The sequence below is a fragment of the Pseudanabaena sp. CCNP1317 genome (genome assembly GCF_034931345.1).
GTDB classification, from domain to species: domain Bacteria; phylum Cyanobacteriota; class Cyanobacteriia; order Pseudanabaenales; family Pseudanabaenaceae; genus Pseudanabaena; species Pseudanabaena galeata.
Window position 1 is genome coordinate 33,911 of record NZ_JAYGIF010000002.1, and the last position, 18,006, is coordinate 51,916.

At 41.7% G+C, this 18,006-nt stretch carries 16 protein-coding genes; 8 read left to right on the forward strand and 8 right to left on the reverse strand.

From position 1 onward, the window contains the following. The first annotated feature begins 209 nt into the window (after positions 1 to 209). The 5 genes from VB775_RS00960 to ispG all read left to right on the forward strand — a co-directional run bounded on the left by VB775_RS00960 (position 210) and on the right by ispG (position 6,034). Positions 210 to 857: a DUF938 domain-containing protein gene (locus tag VB775_RS00960; RefSeq protein ID WP_407072968.1), complete on the forward strand. Its 648-nt coding sequence runs from the start codon at positions 210 to 212 to the stop codon at positions 855 to 857. Positions 858 to 1,088: 231 nt separating this feature from the next. Beyond that, positions 1,089 to 2,162, forward strand: coding sequence for a magnesium chelatase ATPase subunit I (gene bchI / locus VB775_RS00965; RefSeq protein WP_281008424.1), 1,074 nt, complete (start codon positions 1,089 to 1,091; stop codon positions 2,160 to 2,162). A 348-nt stretch (positions 2,163 to 2,510) separates the two neighbouring features. Then, positions 2,511 to 4,223, forward strand: a complete 1,713-nt coding sequence (locus tag VB775_RS00970; RefSeq protein WP_281008425.1) for a diflavin flavoprotein — start codon at positions 2,511 to 2,513, stop codon at positions 4,221 to 4,223. A gap of 113 nt (positions 4,224 to 4,336) precedes the next feature. Continuing rightward, a complete protein-coding gene (locus VB775_RS00975) occupies positions 4,337 to 4,618 on the forward strand; it encodes a hypothetical protein (protein ID WP_094534262.1) in 282 nt (93 codons plus the stop codon). Positions 4,619 to 4,771: 153 nt separating this feature from the next. Beyond that, on the forward strand, positions 4,772 to 6,034 hold the full coding sequence (ispG, locus tag VB775_RS00980; RefSeq protein ID WP_281008426.1) for a (E)-4-hydroxy-3-methylbut-2-enyl-diphosphate synthase: 1,263 nt from the start codon (positions 4,772 to 4,774) through the stop codon (positions 6,032 to 6,034). A 436-nt stretch (positions 6,035 to 6,470) separates the two neighbouring features. Here the strand turns inward: ispG and VB775_RS00985 are convergent, their stop codons facing one another. The 4 genes from VB775_RS00985 to thiS form a co-directional block, all read right to left on the reverse strand. Continuing rightward, a complete protein-coding gene (locus VB775_RS00985) occupies positions 6,471 to 7,895 on the reverse strand; it encodes a hypothetical protein (protein WP_281008427.1) in 1,425 nt (474 codons plus the stop codon). Next, positions 7,885 to 9,078, reverse strand: a complete 1,194-nt coding sequence (locus VB775_RS00990; protein ID WP_281008428.1) for a glycosyltransferase family 4 protein — start codon at positions 9,076 to 9,078, stop codon at positions 7,885 to 7,887. Before VB775_RS00990 ends, VB775_RS00985 begins: the two co-directional genes overlap by 11 nt. Further along, on the reverse strand, positions 9,075 to 9,953 hold the full coding sequence (locus VB775_RS00995; protein ID WP_281008429.1) for a glycosyltransferase family 2 protein: 879 nt from the start codon (positions 9,951 to 9,953) through the stop codon (positions 9,075 to 9,077). The genes VB775_RS00990 and VB775_RS00995 overlap by 4 nt, the downstream gene beginning before the upstream one ends. A gap of 202 nt (positions 9,954 to 10,155) precedes the next feature. After that, positions 10,156 to 10,359 carry a sulfur carrier protein ThiS gene (thiS, locus tag VB775_RS01000; protein WP_281008430.1) on the reverse strand — a complete coding sequence of 68 codons (204 nt, stop codon included), beginning with the start codon at positions 10,357 to 10,359 and terminating at the stop codon, positions 10,156 to 10,158. An 80-nt stretch (positions 10,360 to 10,439) separates the two neighbouring features. Here thiS and VB775_RS01005 point away from each other — a divergent pair, with 80 nt between their 5' ends. The 3 genes from VB775_RS01005 to VB775_RS01015 all read left to right on the forward strand — a co-directional run bounded on the left by VB775_RS01005 (position 10,440) and on the right by VB775_RS01015 (position 14,846). After that, on the forward strand, positions 10,440 to 12,947 hold the full coding sequence (locus tag VB775_RS01005) for an HAD-IC family P-type ATPase (RefSeq protein WP_281008431.1): 2,508 nt from the start codon (positions 10,440 to 10,442) through the stop codon (positions 12,945 to 12,947). A gap of 59 nt (positions 12,948 to 13,006) precedes the next feature. Beyond that, positions 13,007 to 13,531: a hypothetical protein gene (locus VB775_RS01010; protein WP_323216614.1), complete on the forward strand. Its 525-nt coding sequence runs from the start codon at positions 13,007 to 13,009 to the stop codon at positions 13,529 to 13,531. 238 nt (positions 13,532 to 13,769) lie between these two features. Further along, entirely contained in the window at positions 13,770 to 14,846 is a 1,077-nt protein-coding gene (locus tag VB775_RS01015; protein ID WP_281008433.1) for a CobW family GTP-binding protein, read from the forward strand. A 114-nt stretch (positions 14,847 to 14,960) separates the two neighbouring features. Here VB775_RS01015 and ureC read toward each other — a convergent pair whose 3' ends face one another. The 4 genes from ureC to ureA all read right to left on the reverse strand — a co-directional run bounded on the left by ureC (position 14,961) and on the right by ureA (position 18,001). Next, entirely contained in the window at positions 14,961 to 16,676 is a 1,716-nt protein-coding gene (gene ureC / locus VB775_RS01020) for an urease subunit alpha (RefSeq protein WP_281008434.1), read from the reverse strand. Positions 16,677 to 16,687: 11 nt separating this feature from the next. After that, positions 16,688 to 17,311 carry a restriction endonuclease subunit R gene (locus VB775_RS01025; RefSeq protein WP_281008435.1) on the reverse strand — a complete coding sequence of 208 codons (624 nt, stop codon included), beginning with the start codon at positions 17,309 to 17,311 and terminating at the stop codon, positions 16,688 to 16,690. 3 nt (positions 17,312 to 17,314) lie between these two features. After that, positions 17,315 to 17,626: an urease subunit beta gene (locus tag VB775_RS01030; protein WP_281008436.1), complete on the reverse strand. Its 312-nt coding sequence runs from the start codon at positions 17,624 to 17,626 to the stop codon at positions 17,315 to 17,317. A gap of 72 nt (positions 17,627 to 17,698) precedes the next feature. Beyond that, positions 17,699 to 18,001: an urease subunit gamma gene (ureA, locus tag VB775_RS01035; RefSeq protein WP_281008437.1), complete on the reverse strand. Its 303-nt coding sequence runs from the start codon at positions 17,999 to 18,001 to the stop codon at positions 17,699 to 17,701. Positions 18,002 to 18,006 lie beyond the last annotated feature (5 nt).

Consider the following 18,006-nt stretch of genomic DNA (forward strand, 5'->3'; position numbering starts at 1 on the left):
TAGCCTTACGCCTTACAGTGTTTAATGGTATGGCTGTAGCCATTCTTGTTAGGACATAAAACCCAAATAGTATGAGGCGGCGCTTCGCACTATTTGGGTTTTGATTTGTCCTGAAGGTGGCTATAGCTATAACGATGCTTGATTAAAAGTTTAACGACAGCGATCGCGCAATATGATGATTTTGCCTCACCCATCACTATCATCCCTAAATCGAAACTATGCAAGATGCTAGACAATATGCGCCAGCTACATTGAGAAATCGTGAAGCGATCTTAGAAACACTATTGCAAATTTTACCGCCCACAGGAAATATTCTTGAAATCTCTAGCGGCACTGGTGAACATGCTGTCTACTTCGCGCCACACCTTCAACCGCGCCAATGGATACCCACTGACCCTAACCCGATCGCAATTTCCAGCATCAGTGCTTGGCAAAAATATTATCCATCGCCTAACCTCCTTGCACCACTCACGATTGATGTGACTGAACCCGATTGGCAAGGACATCCACAGTTACCAAATCAAGACATTCAGGTGATCGTCAATATCAACATGATTCATATTGCGCCTTGGGCTGCTTGTTTAGGTCTGCTGTCGGGGACAAATAAGTTACTACCAGAGGATGGACTGCTTTATCTATATGGTGCATACAAACAAAATGGCAAACATACGTCTCCTAGCAATGCTGACTTTGATGTTAGTCTACGCAATCAAAATCCAGAATGGGGAGTTCGCGATCTTGATGAAGTGATTGCGGTGGCTGGCCAACAAAATCTTGTCCTCAAAGCAGTGCAGCCCATGCCAGCCAATAATCTATCAGTGATTTTCCAGAAAAGCTCAAACCAAAACCCCAAATAGTAATGGCGGCACGAAGCGCCGCCATTACTATTTGGGGTTTTTGAAAGCACGCCGTAGGCGTGCTTTCAAAAAAAAACGATTTTGGTGTTTCCATCGCCGCAGGCGATGGAAACACCAAAATCGTTTTCATAATGAGAATTGCGGTTAGGAATATGAGCGTTTACTTTTGGGTTGTGAAAAGTTGTATATTGGCTAAAGTGACATGTTTATCGATACAAAATTTAAAAAACCTTGATTGCAACTCCCATTAAACCAAATGTAACGACAAGACGACCTGTATTTCCTTTCACCGCCGTGATCGGACAGGAAGAAATGAAGCTCGCCCTGTTGCTCAACGTCATCGATCCCAAAATCGGTGGGGTGATGGTCATGGGCGATCGCGGTACGGGCAAATCCACCACCGTTCGCGCCCTTGCCGACCTCCTTCCCGAAATCGAAGTTGTTGCTGACGATCCCTTTAGCAGCCATCCCACCGATGGCGATCTCCAAAGCGAAGAAGTGCGCCGTCGTGTTGCCAATGGAGAAACACTACCTGTAAGCACCAAACAAGTAATTATGGTGGACTTGCCTCTCGGCGCAACAGAAGACCGTGTATGCGGCACAATCGATATTGAAAAGGCTCTATCAGAAGGTGTTAAAGCCTTTGAACTTGGACTACTAGCCAAGGCAAATCGCGGCATTCTCTACATTGATGAAGTTAACCTCCTTGACGATCACCTTGTTGATGTGTTGCTGGACTCTGCTGCCTCAGGATGGAACACGGTTGAGCGTGAAGGTATCTCGATTCGTCACCCTGCCAGATTTGTGTTAGTTGGTTCGGGTAACCCTGAAGAAGGCGAATTACGGCCCCAATTGCTCGATCGCTTTGGTATGTATGCTGAAATTCGCACCGTGCGCGAACCAGAACTACGTGTACGCGTTGTGGAAGAACGCACTAATTTTGATGGTAATCCCCATGGATTTCTCAAAGACTATGCCACTCAACAAGAAGAACTCCAAGCCAAAATCGTGAGAGCGCAAACTCTTCTCAGTGAAGTTGATATTCCTCAAGATCTGCGCTTGAATATCTCTAGGGTTTGCTCTGAGCTTAATGTTGACGGGTTGCGTGGTGATATCGTTAGTAATCGTGCGGCTAGAGCGATCGCTGCTTTTGAGGGACGTAAAGAAGTAGAAGTAGACGATATTAAACGAGTTATCGGTCTATGCTTGCGTCACCGACTCCGCAAAGATCCTCTGGAGTCCATTGACACTGGTTATAAGGTTCTCAAAACCTTTAATCAAGTTTTTGGCATCGAAGAAGAATAGAACTAAAAAGAGTGAAGCGTTGCTTCACTCTTTTTAGCTGAGAATGGGGCTTGGAGACCAAGCCCCTACAACCACCAATATGTAGGGATTTGGTCTCCAAATCCTCTTTTAAGATGGTATAGAAACAGTATGGCGTTCTTTGTTCTACGTAACATCAGTTAAAACCTAAAACCTAGAAAGCTGTCCCGTCCGCTAAGCGGGCGGGACAGCTTTCTAGGTTTTAGGTTTACTTATTCCTAGCTACTTAATTCAGCGTCTACGATCACTTGATCGCTATGATTGAAATAGCGAAATTTGCTTATAGAGTCATAGCAAAGTCGTCAGCTTAATAGTTTGGAGACAGCGATCGTGCTTAAAAATAAACCCCGCGATGTACAAGCAATCTATATTGCCGCAGAAACCTTTGCCTTGCGATCGCGCAGTTGGAATCGTCTACGCTTTGAAATTGAATATGCTCTTGAAAAGGGGACAACAGCAAACTCGTTCTTAATTCAAGGTAAATTGCTAGCACTGATCGATCCTCCTGGTGAAACCTTTACAGCCATTTATCTGGATGAATTACGTAAACGCATTAACATTGGTGATATTAGTTATGTGATTCTTGGTCATGTTAACCAAAACCGTATTGAGACTCTCAAGGCTTTACTGGAAATTAATAGCCGTATCACCTTTGTTTGTACTAACCCAGGGGCGATCGCCTTACGTCAGAGTTTAGAAGAAAAATTTGGAGAAAATCTCAAAATTCAAGTTGTGCGGGGTGAAGAAGCCCTTGACCTCGGCAAAGGACACATTCTCAAATTTATTCCCACCTCTACACCCCGTCATCCTGACGAGCTTTGCACTTACGACTCGAAAACTCAGGTTTTATACACCGATAAATTCTTTGGGGCGCATATCTGTGGCGATCAGGTATTTGATGAAGGTTGGAGCTATCTCTTAGGCGATCGCCGCTACTACTTTGATAGTACGATGGCGAACCAAGTCCGTCAGGTTGAGGCGGCTTTAGATAAGTTAACTGATTTTCCTGCGGTTTTTTATGCCCCTGGACATGGACCAATGTTAAAGCATGGCCTGCATGAACTAGTTAATCTCTATCGTCAATGGAGCGAAGCTCAGAAGCAACAAAATATTTCTGTAGCCCTATTATTTGCTTCAGCTTATGGGAATACGACAACGATCGCCAATGCCTTAGCTAGAGGGATTACCAAGGCAGGGGTTGCAGTTGAGCTAATTAATTGTGAAAATGCGGAACCAGAGGAAATCAAAGCGGCGATCGAGAAGTCTTCAGGTTTCTTAATTGGTTCACCAACTCTAGGAGGACATCTGCCAACACAGGTGCAAACGGCTCTGGGCATAGTTTTATCAACTGCCACTAAGAGCTATCAAGCAGGTGTATTTGGCTCCTATGGATGGAGTGGTGAAGCTGTCGATATTATTGCTGGAAAGTTAAAGGATGCTGGCTATACCCTTGCCTTTGAGCCAATTCGGATTAAGTTCACACCCACTGAAGCAACGTTACAGGTTTGCGAAGAGACGGGAACCGATTTTGCTCAAGCTTTAAAAAAATCCAAGAAAGTTCGCACAACACTTAATCCAGGTAGTACCGTCGAGCAAGCAGTAGGACGGATTGTTGGCTCTCTATGTGTATTAACCGCAAAGCGAGGCGAAATCTCCACGGCGATGCTTGCCTCTTGGGTTTCTCAAGCCACCTTTAATCCCCCTGGTTTAACGATCGCTGTTGCCAAGGATCGGGCGATCGAGTCCTACTTGTATGAAGGCGATCGTTTTGTGTTGAATATCCTCGAGCAGGGCAAGCAACTCCGCAAGTACTTCATGAAAAAATTTGCACCTGGGGAAGATCGTTTTAAGGATGTACTAGTGGAGCCGACAGAAGGTGGGCTGATTCTGCCTGATGGATTGGCTTATTTAGAATGCCGTGTTGCCCAGCGCATGGAATGTGGCGATCACTGGATTGTCTATGCGATCGTCGAGAATGGCAAGCTATTACAATCTAATGGTTTAACTGCAATCCATCACCGTAAAACGGCTAGCAATTATTAAGAAGTAATAGTAAAGTGCATCGCACTTTACTATTACTTCTTAATGTTGGTATACCTATGCCTAAGCTAAATTCAAGACCGCTACACTTGTCTAAACAGGAGATCTCTTTTCCCATGGAAACAAACCAAACTCTTAGCTTGATTCTTGGGGCGATCGCACTTGGCGCGGCTATCTGGGCAACTTCCGCAATTTTAGAACTTCTAGCGAAATTAGTCGGTAAATTTGCGATCGCAGCGATATCACTAGTATTAGTAGCAATTTACTTAAAGGTTTATGTTGGGGTGGATATTTGGCTAAGTCTGACGGATTTTGGACAGGTAGTTATATCAAGTGTTGGACAATTAATACAAGCCGTTTCTTCTCTGTTTTCACAGGTGGGATCAGTCGCTAATTGACTAAAAGGCTAGCAGTTGCAATAGATTTTTTGAAAGTGTTGCTTTGAAAGTAGCAAAGAGGAGTAGTAAAGAGGAGTAGCTTTAAAACCATAAAAACAAAGCTACTGTCACCGACTTCAGATAAACTAATAACTGAAAGTAACTAAAAGTGTTATGGCGACTGTTTCTGAGAATCTGAAAATTGCACAAAATGGCACACAAAGTGCTAAGGCTGAGCCGATTATCGATGGCAGTGAAAATCTTGGTGTAATCATCAGACGCAAAACCCGACCAGTGCAAGTGGGCAATATCACCATTGGCGGCAGCGCTCCTGTCGTGGTGCAGTCGATGATTAATGAGGACACCCTCGATATTGATGGCTCCGTTGCTGGAATTCGCCGATTGCATGAAATTGGCTGCGAAATTGTGCGCGTTACTGTCCCCAGCATGGCTCACGCTGCAGCTCTCTCAGAAATTCGTCAAAAGCTCAAACGTACTTACCTTGATGTGCCTCTGGTTGCCGATGTCCACCACAACGGTATGAAAATTGCCCTCGAAGTCGCCAAGCACATACATAAAGTCCGTATCAACCCCGGACTTTATGTATTCGAGAAACCCAAAGCAAACCGCACCGAATACACCCAATCAGAATTTGATGAAATTGCTGAAAAAGTCCGTGACACCCTCAAGCCGCTAGTTTTGTCCCTCAAAGAACAAGGTAAAGCAATGCGGATCGGGGTCAATCATGGCTCCCTCGCGGAGCGGATGCTCTTTACCTATGGTGACACCCCTCAGGGTATGGTCGAATCAGCGATCGAGTTTATTCGCATTTGTGAAGATCTTGACTTTAGAAATATCGTCATTTCTATGAAAGCTTCCCGCGTCCCTGTGATGATTGCCGCCTATCAATTGATGGTCAAGCGCATGGATCAACTTGGTATGGACTATCCCTTACATTTAGGTGTAACCGAGGCAGGCGACGGCGAATATGGTCGGATCAAGTCCACTGCTGGTATTGCTACATTACTCGCCCAAGGAATCGGTGACACTATCCGCGTCTCTCTCACCGAAGCGCCTGAAAAAGAGATTCCAGTTTGCTACAGTATTTTGCAGTCCCTCGGACTCCGCAAAACCATGGTGGAATATGTCGCCTGTCCATCTTGCGGTCGGACTCTATTTAACCTCGAAGAAGTCTTGCATAAAGTTCGTGAAGCCACCAGTCACCTAGTTGGGTTAGACATTGCGGTTATGGGTTGCATCGTCAATGGACCTGGAGAAATGGCAGATGCTGACTATGGCTATGTCGGCAAAACCCCCGGCATAATTTCACTTTATCGTGGCAAAGAAGAAATCAAGCGTGTGCCTGAAGCCGAGGGTGTAGAACAGTTAATCGCACTAATTAAATCCGACGATCGCTGGGTTGATCCTCCTCAATAAGCTATAAAAGAAGACCGCACAAAGCACTACCTTCTTTTACAGTTTATTGAGGATTAATATCAAGTTAAGAAATGTCTACGTTATTTCTTAACTGATGTTACGTAGAAAAAAGATCGCCATACCGTTTCTATATCATTTTAAAAGATGATTTGGAGACCAAATCCCTACATATTGGTTGTAGGGGCTTGGTCTCCAAGACCCATTCTCAGCGTTCTATGTAACATCATTTCTTATATAGCGCTCCTAAATGAGTTGTAAGATTTTGAGGGTTGAGAGGTGCGCCCCTTCGGGGCGCACTCTCACAACCTATTTAGGATTGCTATAGCTATAGCTATAGCAATTAGGACATAAAACCCAAGAGATGAGTAGTGGCGCAAAGCGCCGCTACTCATCTCTTGGGTCTGGCTACAGCTACAAAAAAAGACTTCTTAGAGGATTAATAATTATTGCTACTTGGAAAAAGTCTTCTGCCATTCAAACTTCTAAAAGCAGCCAGAAAAGCTAGATAAGTAGAAGTAGGATTTAGAAATATAGCAATAAAAAAAAGTCCTAAGAATAAGTAGGAAAAAATATCATAAATATATATCGAATTATTCTTATAAGAATCGAACAGACGATTAGTGTAATTTAATACAAGCTTTAATGCAGGAAACCACAAAATACTAGCTCCTACGAGTCCAATATCAAATAAGATTGTCAAAAGATGGGAACTTAAAACATCTAAAAAACCACCTTCAAAAACCCCAGCACTTCCAGCGAATTCTTGATTCAGTAGAAAATTATAGTTACCTAAGCCTACACCAAATACAATTAATTCAGGCTTTCTTAATATGAGATCTAAAGCATAGTACTCAAGCCTTCTTGTGTTAAGCTGATTGCTGATACGAGACTGAAATATATCATCAAAAAATTTCAGATCAAATAATAAATAAATAATTAGAAAACCGACAATACATAACATTATTAAATTGACAGATTTACTAAATCCATTTTTTGAGATGTTTATCATTAGATAAAAAATGACAAATATAGATACAGAAATATATGTTGAAGAGGAATAAGTCAGAAAAAAACAAATACTATGAATGAGTATTAAAAAGTAAGATAGAAAATTCCTAGAAAACAATTTAATTTCAAATTGTTTTTGGTGTATGTCCAAGCTGACTATTAGTAAAATTATAGAAATAGCAAGAGTTATAGAAAATTGCTTCGGTTCAATACAAAATGAATTAACTCTAAAAATCAAATCTTCAGCAGATTTAAAAGCTCCAATACCTACCTTGTCAGCATTATAAACAATCCCCCTAAACGGCAGACTGATATTATATGCAAGGATTTGATAGCCCGCATACAAACATAAAAAAGTTGTAGTACCTATATAAAATCTAAAAAATGACAATACTCTATCAATATTTTGGGAGTTATACCAAATAATTGAATAAATCAGTAAGTAATTCAAATATGTAAACATTTGAATTATTGTTCTAAAAAATGGAGATTGAAAACTAAAATTTTTCCCTTCTAAAATGGCGTAATTTTCACTACTAAATAGCCCCCAGATAGTAGCCATAAATACTACTATTAAAAACGACCTAAACCAAGAGTCTTTAAATATTTCTAGATTGAATTTCACATGCGGATTTAATATTAGTGAAAGTATAAATATTGGGGGGACTATTTTCTCAGGAGTCCACCTAGTCCCCATTTCAATAAAAAAGTAAAAAGTTAAACAAGCTGGCAAAATATAAATAATTCGATAAGGTTTAGTGAATGCTATCCATATAGTTACAGCAGCAAAAATTGCAAGAACAATATAGTCCCAAATACCTTGTCCATATAATTGAAGTGATTCAGATTGCATTAGTAGTCAATATTTTGTAGGTTTCTATCATTTCCTGTCCTACTCGCTGCCATGAATATTTTTGTCTAATAGTAGTGAGTGTATCCTCGTTGTAGACATATTCAGGAAGTAGATTCCATGTATGAGTAATTGCATTAGCAATTGAAGGTGAATATGCCTCTGTTAGCACTCCTTTAGCCTGCTTAATAATCTCAGGAATAGCTCCTTGAGGTGTACCTATAATTGGTATTCCATAAAAGGCAGCATCTAGCGTGGCAAGGCAAAACCCCTCTTCTAAAGAAGGTTGTACATAAATGTGGCTATTATAATATGCTAACTGCAATTCTTGTTCAGTTACATTGACCCTAAGATTAACTACCTCATTTAACCCTAATTCTGTAATCCTATCTTGCAAATAGTTATAATATCTTTGATTGCGAATTACTCCAATTATTGTCCAAAAGAACTGAAAGTTATCACCCAATAATTGCGAAGCTACTTTTAAAGATAAATGGTGTCCCTTGTGAGGAACATATCCACCAACTGTTAGTATTTGACACTTCTGATCATTGATAAGTTTAGGTTTATAAGGTTCTATAGGGTTGGGTGATTTTGCTCCAAGTTGAATTTCTACAATCTTTCTTTCTGGCAATATTGCTGACAAAATCTGTTTTGTCTGAGCGCTAACTGTAATATAAGTGTCATAATTATGGATTAGCAGCCTCCGATAATTAATCCAGCCTACAGCTTTTTTCCTTAAAATATCTGTAACATATCTCCAATGACTATCTCCTAACCAAGAAGTCCCGCACTCCCTTGGTGGAATATTGTGTATAGTTACACAAAATGGAATCTTAAATTCTTCAATTTTAAGTCTTTCTAGTAAGAACATACCAAAAAGTAGATGAATGATGTCTGGCTTTAATTCATCAACAATTTGATGTAGATAAATATTGACATTTTCAACAAATTTAAATCGCAAATTTCGAGGAATACTAGTAAGATTACAGCCTAATCCGATATAGTGGATTCTCCAGTTGGAATGAATTTGTACGATATTTAATTTGCCAATAGTTGTATTTTGAGGTGCGATCAACTCTACTGAATGACCTAGAGTTGATATCTGTTCACAAACAGACTTTACATAGGTAGTAGTTCCTCCTAAGATTGGCTCATAATGTTCAGAAATAAAAATAATTTTCATCTATTTTGAGATTTAAGAGTTTTCTGTGCTTGATTAAATCCATTGAATAATTTAACAATGGAAACTCCTATTAACCAAGGATTTTTTATGTTTTTATTGTTAAATACAAAGTAGCGTAATGCACAAAATAAATGATCTGGGTATTGGGTAAGAGGTATATTTTTTAATATAAAATAAGCACAGCCAAAGAAGTGATGATCTGGCATAACCTGCTGATTACTAATCCAAGTACGACAACCACCTTGAGGATTACCAATGTGGACTAAATCCGCATCTGGATCATAAACAAACTGACCATATCTTTGCTTCACTCTAAGACAAAAGTCAGACTCTTCTCGATGCGCTCCCTTAATATAGTTTTCATCCATACCACCAACATCTAAGGCTACTTGCCGACGTACCGATAAATTACCAGAGCCGCCACCATCCACCAAACAGGCGCAACCATAGTTTCTGGGGAAGTAAAGCCAACCAACATCAGGTCTATAACTCATCCAGTGTCGGGTATAACGCTTAACCTGATTTTGAGCCAAAATTAGACCAGCAACTCCTGAGACTCTTGGATCGATATAATGGCGAATATGATTATGAATAAAGTCATTGTTCTCAATGATGACATCATCATCTAAAAATAGAATGATCTCTCCTTTGGCTTTCTGTATTCCTATATTACGTGCTGCTGAAGCTGAGGGAATTTCAGAGTGATAGTGGTAGAGCACTAACTCATTGTTCGTAATTACTTGGAATTCCGTAATTGGTGTTTGGTCAATGATAATAACCTCAAAATCTTTATAACTTTGCTGACTAAGATCCGACAAAGTATTATTTAAGTCATGATAACGATTGATCGTAGGAATAATGATAGATAATCTCATTTTCTTGTTTTTGAGCAATATAGCAATCCTAAATAGGTTGTGAGAGTGCGCCGTAGAATATTCTTCATTATCCTAAATTACCGATCAAACTAACCACAAGAAAATTTTTGAAAGCGTTGCTTTGCAACGCTTTCAAAAATTTTCTTAGTTTGGGTTTGAGCGCAAAGCGCTGTTAGTTGAGAATACAAACTCATATCTCAATTTAACCACCACCTACGATAGTTACAATTTCTAGTTGATCGCTATTTTGGATAATCGTGTTTTCCCATAGTTGACGATGTAAAATCTCACCGTTGTATTCCACCGCCACTAGGCGAGGATTCATTCCTAAATATTTCAGTAATTCGATCATCGTGAGATTTGACTCACAGGTGCGATCGTCACCATTTACTTGCAACGTAATCATAGAAATTAAGTTTAAACTCTGATTTTCAATATTGACTTAGAGATCTTATACTGCTTACTAAAAATGATACCTGTGTGTCTATGCCACAATCTACATCAGCAAATACATCAGACTCGCCTGAGAACGCCTCACCAAATATTTCACTCAATCCCGACATAGGACTTAGTGAAGCTGAAGTCGCTGATAGAAGACGGCGCGGCGATATTAATGTCGTAGTGATGCGATCAAGCCGCACCTTTAAGGACATTTTTCAGGAAAACGTTTTTACATTATTTAACGTTACTTTTGGTGTGGTCTTAATCTTGATGATGGCGCTCGGACAAATTACCGATGCGATCTTTTCAGGATTTTCAGTATTTATGAATATTCTTGTGGGTGTAGCCCAAGAAATTCAAGCCAAGCTGACGCTAGATAAGCTAGCTCTACTGTCAGTGCAGAAGGTGAAGGTGCGGCGAGATGGTGAATCGAAGGAGATTCCTGTAGGTGAGGTGGTACGTGATGATCTGATCGAACTGAATCCAGGCGATCGCGCTCCCGTGGATGGCGCAGTGTTGGTATCCCAAAATGTAGAAATGGATGAATCACTGCTCACAGGGGAATCCGATCCTGTGGCTAAACAAATTGATGACATTGTGCTGTCGGGTTCCTTCTGTTTAGCAGGAAGTTGCGTATTTCGTGCCGACAAAATTGGCAATGAAAGCTATGCGGTGAAGCTATCGCAGTCTTCGCGAGTATATAAGCGAGTCTTTACACCTTTACAGAAAAAGATTGATGTTCTCGTCGAAATTTTTGTGCTAGTGCTGATTGTGGCTGCCTTTTTGCATGTTGCATCCAGCCTCAATTCGGGGCGGACGATGGTGGACACGATTCGCTATGCTTCGGTAATCATCAATAGCTTTGTGCCAGCAGGTTTAATCCTATCGATTAGCGTAGCCTTTGCGATCGGTGCGGTGGAAATTAGTAAGCGGCGCACCTTGATTCAAAAGATCAATGCTGTTGATTCGATGAATAGTGTGCGGATTCTCTGTACTGACAAAACGGGTACGCTGACCCAAAACAAGCTTGTCGTTAAAGAGATTGTGCCTTTGGGAGATACTGATGAGGATTCGCTTCGCGAGTTAATTGCTCTCTATACAAATCTGATGGGTTCTCAGAATAGTAGTGCCAAGGCGATGGCAACTTTTACGGATAAGCCCCGATCTCCAGCCAAATTTGTTAGCGAAGTTCCCTTTAGTTCTGGACGTAAATGGGGGGCGATCGCGATTGATATCGGCACAACAATCATGGTTGGTGCGCCCGAAATCTTATTTGCCAATCCTGAAATGCAGGAAAGAGCTAAGCAATACGGAAGACAAGGATTGCGGGCGATCGCTGTGGTTACCAGCGAAGATAGCTTTGATACTTCTGAAAAAAATCCCGCCTTACCTAATAATCGACGCGATCGCGGATTGGTCTTGCTTGAAGATAGTCTCCGTCCTGATGTAATCGAGACGATCGCCGAATTGCAAAACAAAAATATTCGCCTCAAAGTAATTTCAGGCGATAGTGTCGAAACTGTTGCCTCGATCGCCCGTCAGGCAGGAATTGCGGTTCCCGATGATGCGGTGTTTACCCAAAAGACGTTAGAAGCGATGGATGCACCCACCTTTAGCCGAGCCGCCGCTTCTGGTGCAGTCTTTGGCAGAATTACCCCCGACATGAAACGTCGTTTAATTTCATCAATGGTGAAGCGTGGCGGCTATGTGGGGATGGTTGGGGATGGGGTCAACGATGTACCCGCCTTTAAGGAAGCGCAACTAGCGATCGCGATGAATGATGGCGCACAGATCAGTAAAGATGTGGCGGATATCGTTCTACTTGACAATAATCTTTCTGCTCTACCGCAAGCCTTTAGCGCAGGAGATGACATTAAACAGAAGATTCTCTCTACGGCTCTGCTCTATCTCACCAAAAATATTATGGTGATTCTGACAATTTCCTTTGCAGGATTTGTGCAACTTCCCTTTCCCGTCGAACCTCGTCACATGACAGTTTTAACTATGGCTGTAGTTGGCTTCCCGACGATTTGGATTGCCTTTGGCTGGCTAAAACCTGTGAGACTTGAGAACTTCTTACGCGATGTCTTGGGCTATAGCTGTATTGCTGGTATTTTTGGGGCGATCACGATGACCATCGGCTATGTCTTTTCCTATTACATCAGTGGTTGGGCTTTGCTAAAGGTTCCCTATAGTTCAACTGTGATTAACACAGAGGCTTTTGCGGATATTGCTAGGGGTCAAGCGCAATGTGTTAGTACTTTTATTGGGATGCTTTTCTGTCTCTTTGTATTTTGGCATATTACAAATATATCGATATGGAAAGTACAAACTCTTTTCAAAAACTTGACTGCTTTTATTCTGGGTTGTTTATCGGTTGGCATTTCAACAGTTTTGATGTTAGCCTTCCCCACATTTTTTCAAATAGAAGTCCCCGATCAGTTTGGTTGGTCGATGATTATCTTTTTGCCAACTGCTAGTTTTTACACCTTCCGTATGATGCAGTCTAGCAAGTTGTTTCGCCATTTGCCACGCTATCTCAGCCAACCCTAATCGAAAGATTGTCACTGCACGAAGCTCCTTCTCAATCTAAAACTCACACTATGAGCATGATGAAATCTAAAACTGTCAAACGCCCAATCGCAATTACCACTCTTGCAACTACGATGTTGGGGATGAGTATTGTCTTGATTTGCGATCGCATTCTTAATTTTTATATCTATCGCTTATTAGAAAGCAATGTTCCTTTGGTAGATAGCAATTCAATTAATTTGCAATTAGTTTCTAATATTGCTTTTCTAGGATTTAGCATTGTGCCAATTTTATTGGCGATCGGATTGTGGTATTTAAAATCTTGGGCAAGATTTCTGAGTTTGTGTCTTTTTAGTTCCATCATGTTTCCTGCGATCGCCGCTTCTCTAAATTGGATCTCACCGCCATCTGCCGATAATATGCTGGAAATTCCTACGGTTTTTGATGATGTTTTTAGTGTAGATGCCTCAGTACCAACCTCCCGTCTAATTATTCTCAACCCATATATTGCTCTTGGCTGCGCGATCGCCATTGCTATTTTGCTTACCCCTGCGATCATAAAAGCTTTTAGAGTTCAACATATTTCTACCAATTCAGAAGAATAAATATTTCTAAGTATCTAACCATAATTACAGCAATTACCGATCAAACGAACCACAAGAAAATTTTTGAAAGCGTTGCAAAGCAACGCTTTCAAAAATTTTCTTGGTTTGGTTTGATCGGTAATTGCTGTAACACAGCGTACTGCCATCTGCCATCATCTCTCAGGTTTTTGAAAGTTAAGGGCGCTATAATCATTTTTAGTAAATTTTTTGTAGACATCACCAGCGTTTGGCCTAATCTATGATTGCAACATCACAAATCCCCGCTACCGTCCTAACAGGCTTCCTCGGCGCAGGCAAAACCACCTTACTAAATCATATCCTCACGGCTGAGCATGGTAAGAAAGTTGCTGTGATTGTCAATGAATTTGGCGAAGTAGGTATCGATCAGCAACTGGTCATCGGTGCTGACGAAGAAATTTTTGAAATGAATAATGGTTGCATTTGCTGCACAGTCCGTGGTGACCTGATTCGGATTATTGGGAACCTGATGCGCCGCCGCAATAAATTTGATCATCTCTTGATCGAAACCACGGGATTAGCTGATCCCGGTCCTGTGATTCAAACTTTCTTTATGGATGAAGATATTCATAAACAAGTTGAGCTTGATGCTGTGGTGACAGTAGTTGACGCTAAGCATGTCCAACAACATTGGGGCGATCGCGAAGTTCTTGAACAAATTGGTTTTGCCGATATAATTTTACTGAATAAAACTGATTTGGTGACTGAAGCGGAATTAGTGGAATTAGAAGCAAAAATCAAACATCTCAATATTTTAGCCAGAGTTGATCGCGTCCAGTTAAATCAAACCAACACTGAGAATATCGAGAACAGCATTAATAAGGTTCTCAATGTTGGCGGATTTGACCTCAATCGCATTCTTGAAAAGAACCCAGAATTTCTCGCTGCTCAAGCCCAAGAAGAACATGATCATGCCCATGACCACGACCACGATCATCATGAGCATGAACACCACCATCATGAGCATGAACACCATGATCATCACCACCATATCCATGATGAGGAAGTTGGTTCGGTCAGCATTTTAGAAGCAGGAGCCGTCAATCCTTACAAGTTCCAAGTATGGATTAGTGAATTATTGAAAACTCAAGGTCAAGATATTTTCCGTTCTAAAGGAATCCTCAATCTTTCTGGTTCGGAGGAGCGTTTAGTATTTCAAGGTGTGCATATGCAGTTTGAGGCAAACCGCGATCGTCTCTGGAAAGACAATGAACTTCGCAAGAATCAATTGGTCTTCATCGGCAGACATTTAGATGGCGACAAGCTGCGTGAAGGTTTTATGGGTTGCTTGGTTTAGCCAATTATTTGGCGATCACCTACTAGGGCGTTTACCAATCTAGTGCAGTATGGATTTGTTTCCCCGCCGAAGGCGGGGAAACAAACCTTTTACCAGACTTGCTTAAAAAGTGCCTTAAAACAAAAAATATCGCTGAGCCATTGGCAACACTGAAGCAGGTTCACAGGTTAATAGTTCACCATCGGCACGGACTTCATAGGTTTCCGAATCAACTTCGATGCGTGGTAAAGCATCATTAAGCTTCAAATCACGCTTGCTAATGTTGCGATTTCCCTTAGTTGCCAATACCTGTTTTTGTAATCCTAGCTGCTGGGGAATACCGCGCTCGATCGCAATTTGGGACATAAAAGTAAAAGAGGTCTTGGAGATCGTGCTGCCGTAACTGCCAAACATGGGACGCATATGCACAGGCTGCGGCGTAGGAATACTAGCATTGGCATCACCCATCTGCGCCCATGCAATGAAACCACCCTTAAGCACTATTTCAGGTTTCACACCAAAAAAGGCTGGTGACCACAAACAGAGATCAGCGATTTTACCAACTTCAATGGAACCCACATATTCGGAAATACCGTGAGCGATCGCAGGATTGATCGTATATTTAGCCACATAGCGCCGCGCACGGAAGTTATCAGCACGATTTAGTCCTTCCACATCTGCTAACACACCGCGCTGGACTTTCATCTTGTGGGCAGTTTGCCAAGTTCTCGTAATTACTTCTCCAACTCTTCCCATTGCTTGCGAATCGGAAGATATCATACTGAATGCACCAAGGTCATGGAGAATATCTTCAGCAGCGATCGTTTCGCGGCGAATACGTGACTCTGCAAAAGAGACATCTTCAGGAATGCTCGGATCAAGATGGTGACAGACCATCAGCATATCCAAATGTTCGTCTAAAGTATTTAAAGTATATGGACGAGTGGGATTAGTGGAAGAAGGCAATACATTCGCTTCACCACAAATTTTGATAATGTCAGGTGCATGACCGCCGCCTGCACCTTCAGTATGATAGGTATGGATCACGCGGTTCTTGAAGGCAGCGATCGTATCTTCCACAAAACCCGCCTCGTTGAGAGTATCGGTGTGAATGGCAACCTGCACATCATACTCATCAGCAACACCCAAACAAGTATCAATCGTGGCAGGGGTGGTTCCCCAATCTTCATGGAGTTTTAAACCCATCGCTCCTGATTCTATCTGTTCTACTAAGCCTTCGGGCTTGCTACTATTGCCTTTACCTAAGAAACCTAAATTCATGGGGAAAGCTTCGGCGGATTCTAACATTCGCGCCATATTCCAAGCCCCAGGTGTACAGGTGGTGGCATTAGTGCCAGTGGCAGGACCTGTGCCGCCGCCAATCATGGTCGTAACTCCCGAAGCGATCGCTACTTCAATTTGCTGTGGTGAGATAAAGTGAATATGCGAATCAATACCACCTGCGGTGAGAATGCGTCCTTCCCCTGCGATTACCTCGGTACTAGCTCCGATAATGATATCGATATTGTCCTGAATATAGGGATTTCCCGCCTTGCCGAGCGCCACAATTTTGCCGTCTTTAATGCCCACATCTGCCTTGACAATTCCCCACCAATCAAGGATTAGCGCATTTGTAATCACTACATCCACCGCACCGCCTTCTCGCGTGATTGGTGATTGTCCCATGCCATCACGGATCACTTTGCCGCCGCCAAACTTGACTTCATCGCCATAGGTGGTGTAATCGCGTTCCACTTCGATAAATAGTTCTGTGTCTGCTAAGCGCACGCGATCGCCAACGGTTGGTCCATAGGTTTCTGCGTAAGCACGACGAGACATTCTGTAGCTCATAGTTCTAAGTCCTAAATGATTATGGTTCCAATAGTTTTTAATATTTGCAAGATCTCGTATAGATCGTTCTCATGACGCATTAATGTATATTCATCGGAAATTCCATAAATAGGTTTATCTCGCCATGCTAGTTTCAAGAAAATAAAATTACTGCCATTTGTAACCATTCCGTAAACATCTTTTGCTGGATTAGGATTAGCCAACATATAGGCTAGTGCTTGAGGAATCCCTTTTTGTAACGAAACTCCGACTTGTTTGGATTCAATTACTAAAATCCAAAACCGATCTTGCAGTACCAAGACATCAATTTTGCCGCGAATTGTTAAGTTCTCATCTTTAACGGAAACCTTAACAGATTTTTCGGCAACAGAATAAAATGGAGATTGATAAAATCCTGCGATGTCTAGAAGTGGTGACAACACAACCATTTTTACCATTTCTTCAAGCATTGGACGCTTAGACAAATGGATGTAATTAGTTTTGATACGGTCTAATTGCTCTTTTTCTTTGCCTGATATTGTTAAAGTCTCAATATTCCATTCTGGGAAAAAGTCAGCGTGATCGCACAAAGTCAAATCAAAAGACTTTTCCAAATCATAGAGTGTCAATTTTTCCGCAGCAAATGTAGTAACCATAAACTAGTCCTCTAACTTGCCTTCAACCAGTGCATTAAATCCATAAACTTCGCGATCGCCTACATAGGGAACTAGATTAACCTCCTTCTCATCTCCTGGCTCAAAACGAACTGCGGTTCCCGCAGGAATATCGAGGTGTGTGCCTTTGGTGCGATCGCGATCAAAGATTAAAGCTCGATTAGTTTCATAAAAATGATAATGGGAACCCACTTGGATGGGGCGATCTCCTGAATTGGCAACCTTGATTGTAATTACTTCCCGCCCAGCATTTAATTCAATATCCCCTTCTTGGGTAATGATTTCACCAACTATCATTGTTTTGCCTCCATTGTTGATTGATAGGATGTGTTTCCGCGATCGCAATCATCTCAAACCTCCACAGCTAAATTAGCGAATAGGATTATGCACTGTAACCAGTTTTGTGCCATCGGGAAAAGTTGCTTCCACTTGCACATCATGGATCATTTCGGGGATGCCTTCCATTACATCATCACGGGTTAGCAAAGTCGCACCGTATGACATCAAATCAGCAACCGTGCGCCCTTCTCGCGCCCCTTCCATAATTTCGGCACTAATAAAAGCGATCGCTTCAGGATAGTTTAACTTCAAACCTTTAGCTTTGCGCCGTTCAGCTAACAGAGCGGCTGTGAAAATCAGCAATTTATCTTTTTCTTGAGGCGTAAGTTGCATGGATA

What these genes read in the sequence shown, in the direction of transcription:
- thiS (WP_281008430.1), bottom strand. Translation starts at nt 10,359, where the DNA reads ATGATTACGTTGCAAGTAAATGGTGACGATCGCACCTGTGAGTCAAAT.
- VB775_RS00995 (WP_281008429.1), bottom strand. Translation starts at nt 9,953, where the DNA reads ATGAGATTATCTATCATTATTCCTACGATCAATCGTTATCATGACTTA.
- ureA (WP_281008437.1), bottom strand. Translation starts at nt 18,001, where the DNA reads ATGCAACTTACGCCTCAAGAAAAAGATAAATTGCTGATTTTCACAGCC.
- VB775_RS01030 (WP_281008436.1), bottom strand. Translation starts at nt 17,626, where the DNA reads ATGATAGTTGGTGAAATCATTACCCAAGAAGGGGATATTGAATTAAAT.
- VB775_RS01005 (WP_281008431.1), top strand. Translation starts at nt 10,440, where the DNA reads ATGCCACAATCTACATCAGCAAATACATCAGACTCGCCTGAGAACGCC.
- VB775_RS00985 (WP_281008427.1), bottom strand. Translation starts at nt 7,895, where the DNA reads ATGCAATCTGAATCACTTCAATTATATGGACAAGGTATTTGGGACTAT.
- VB775_RS01025 (WP_281008435.1), bottom strand. Translation starts at nt 17,311, where the DNA reads ATGGTTACTACATTTGCTGCGGAAAAATTGACACTCTATGATTTGGAA.
- VB775_RS00990 (WP_281008428.1), bottom strand. Translation starts at nt 9,078, where the DNA reads ATGAAAATTATTTTTATTTCTGAACATTATGAGCCAATCTTAGGAGGA.
- VB775_RS00975 (WP_094534262.1), top strand. Translation starts at nt 4,337, where the DNA reads ATGGAAACAAACCAAACTCTTAGCTTGATTCTTGGGGCGATCGCACTT.
- VB775_RS01015 (WP_281008433.1), top strand. Translation starts at nt 13,770, where the DNA reads ATGATTGCAACATCACAAATCCCCGCTACCGTCCTAACAGGCTTCCTC.
- ispG (WP_281008426.1), top strand. Translation starts at nt 4,772, where the DNA reads ATGGCGACTGTTTCTGAGAATCTGAAAATTGCACAAAATGGCACACAA.
- VB775_RS01010 (WP_323216614.1), top strand. Translation starts at nt 13,007, where the DNA reads ATGAAATCTAAAACTGTCAAACGCCCAATCGCAATTACCACTCTTGCA.
- ureC (WP_281008434.1), bottom strand. Translation starts at nt 16,676, where the DNA reads ATGAGCTACAGAATGTCTCGTCGTGCTTACGCAGAAACCTATGGACCA.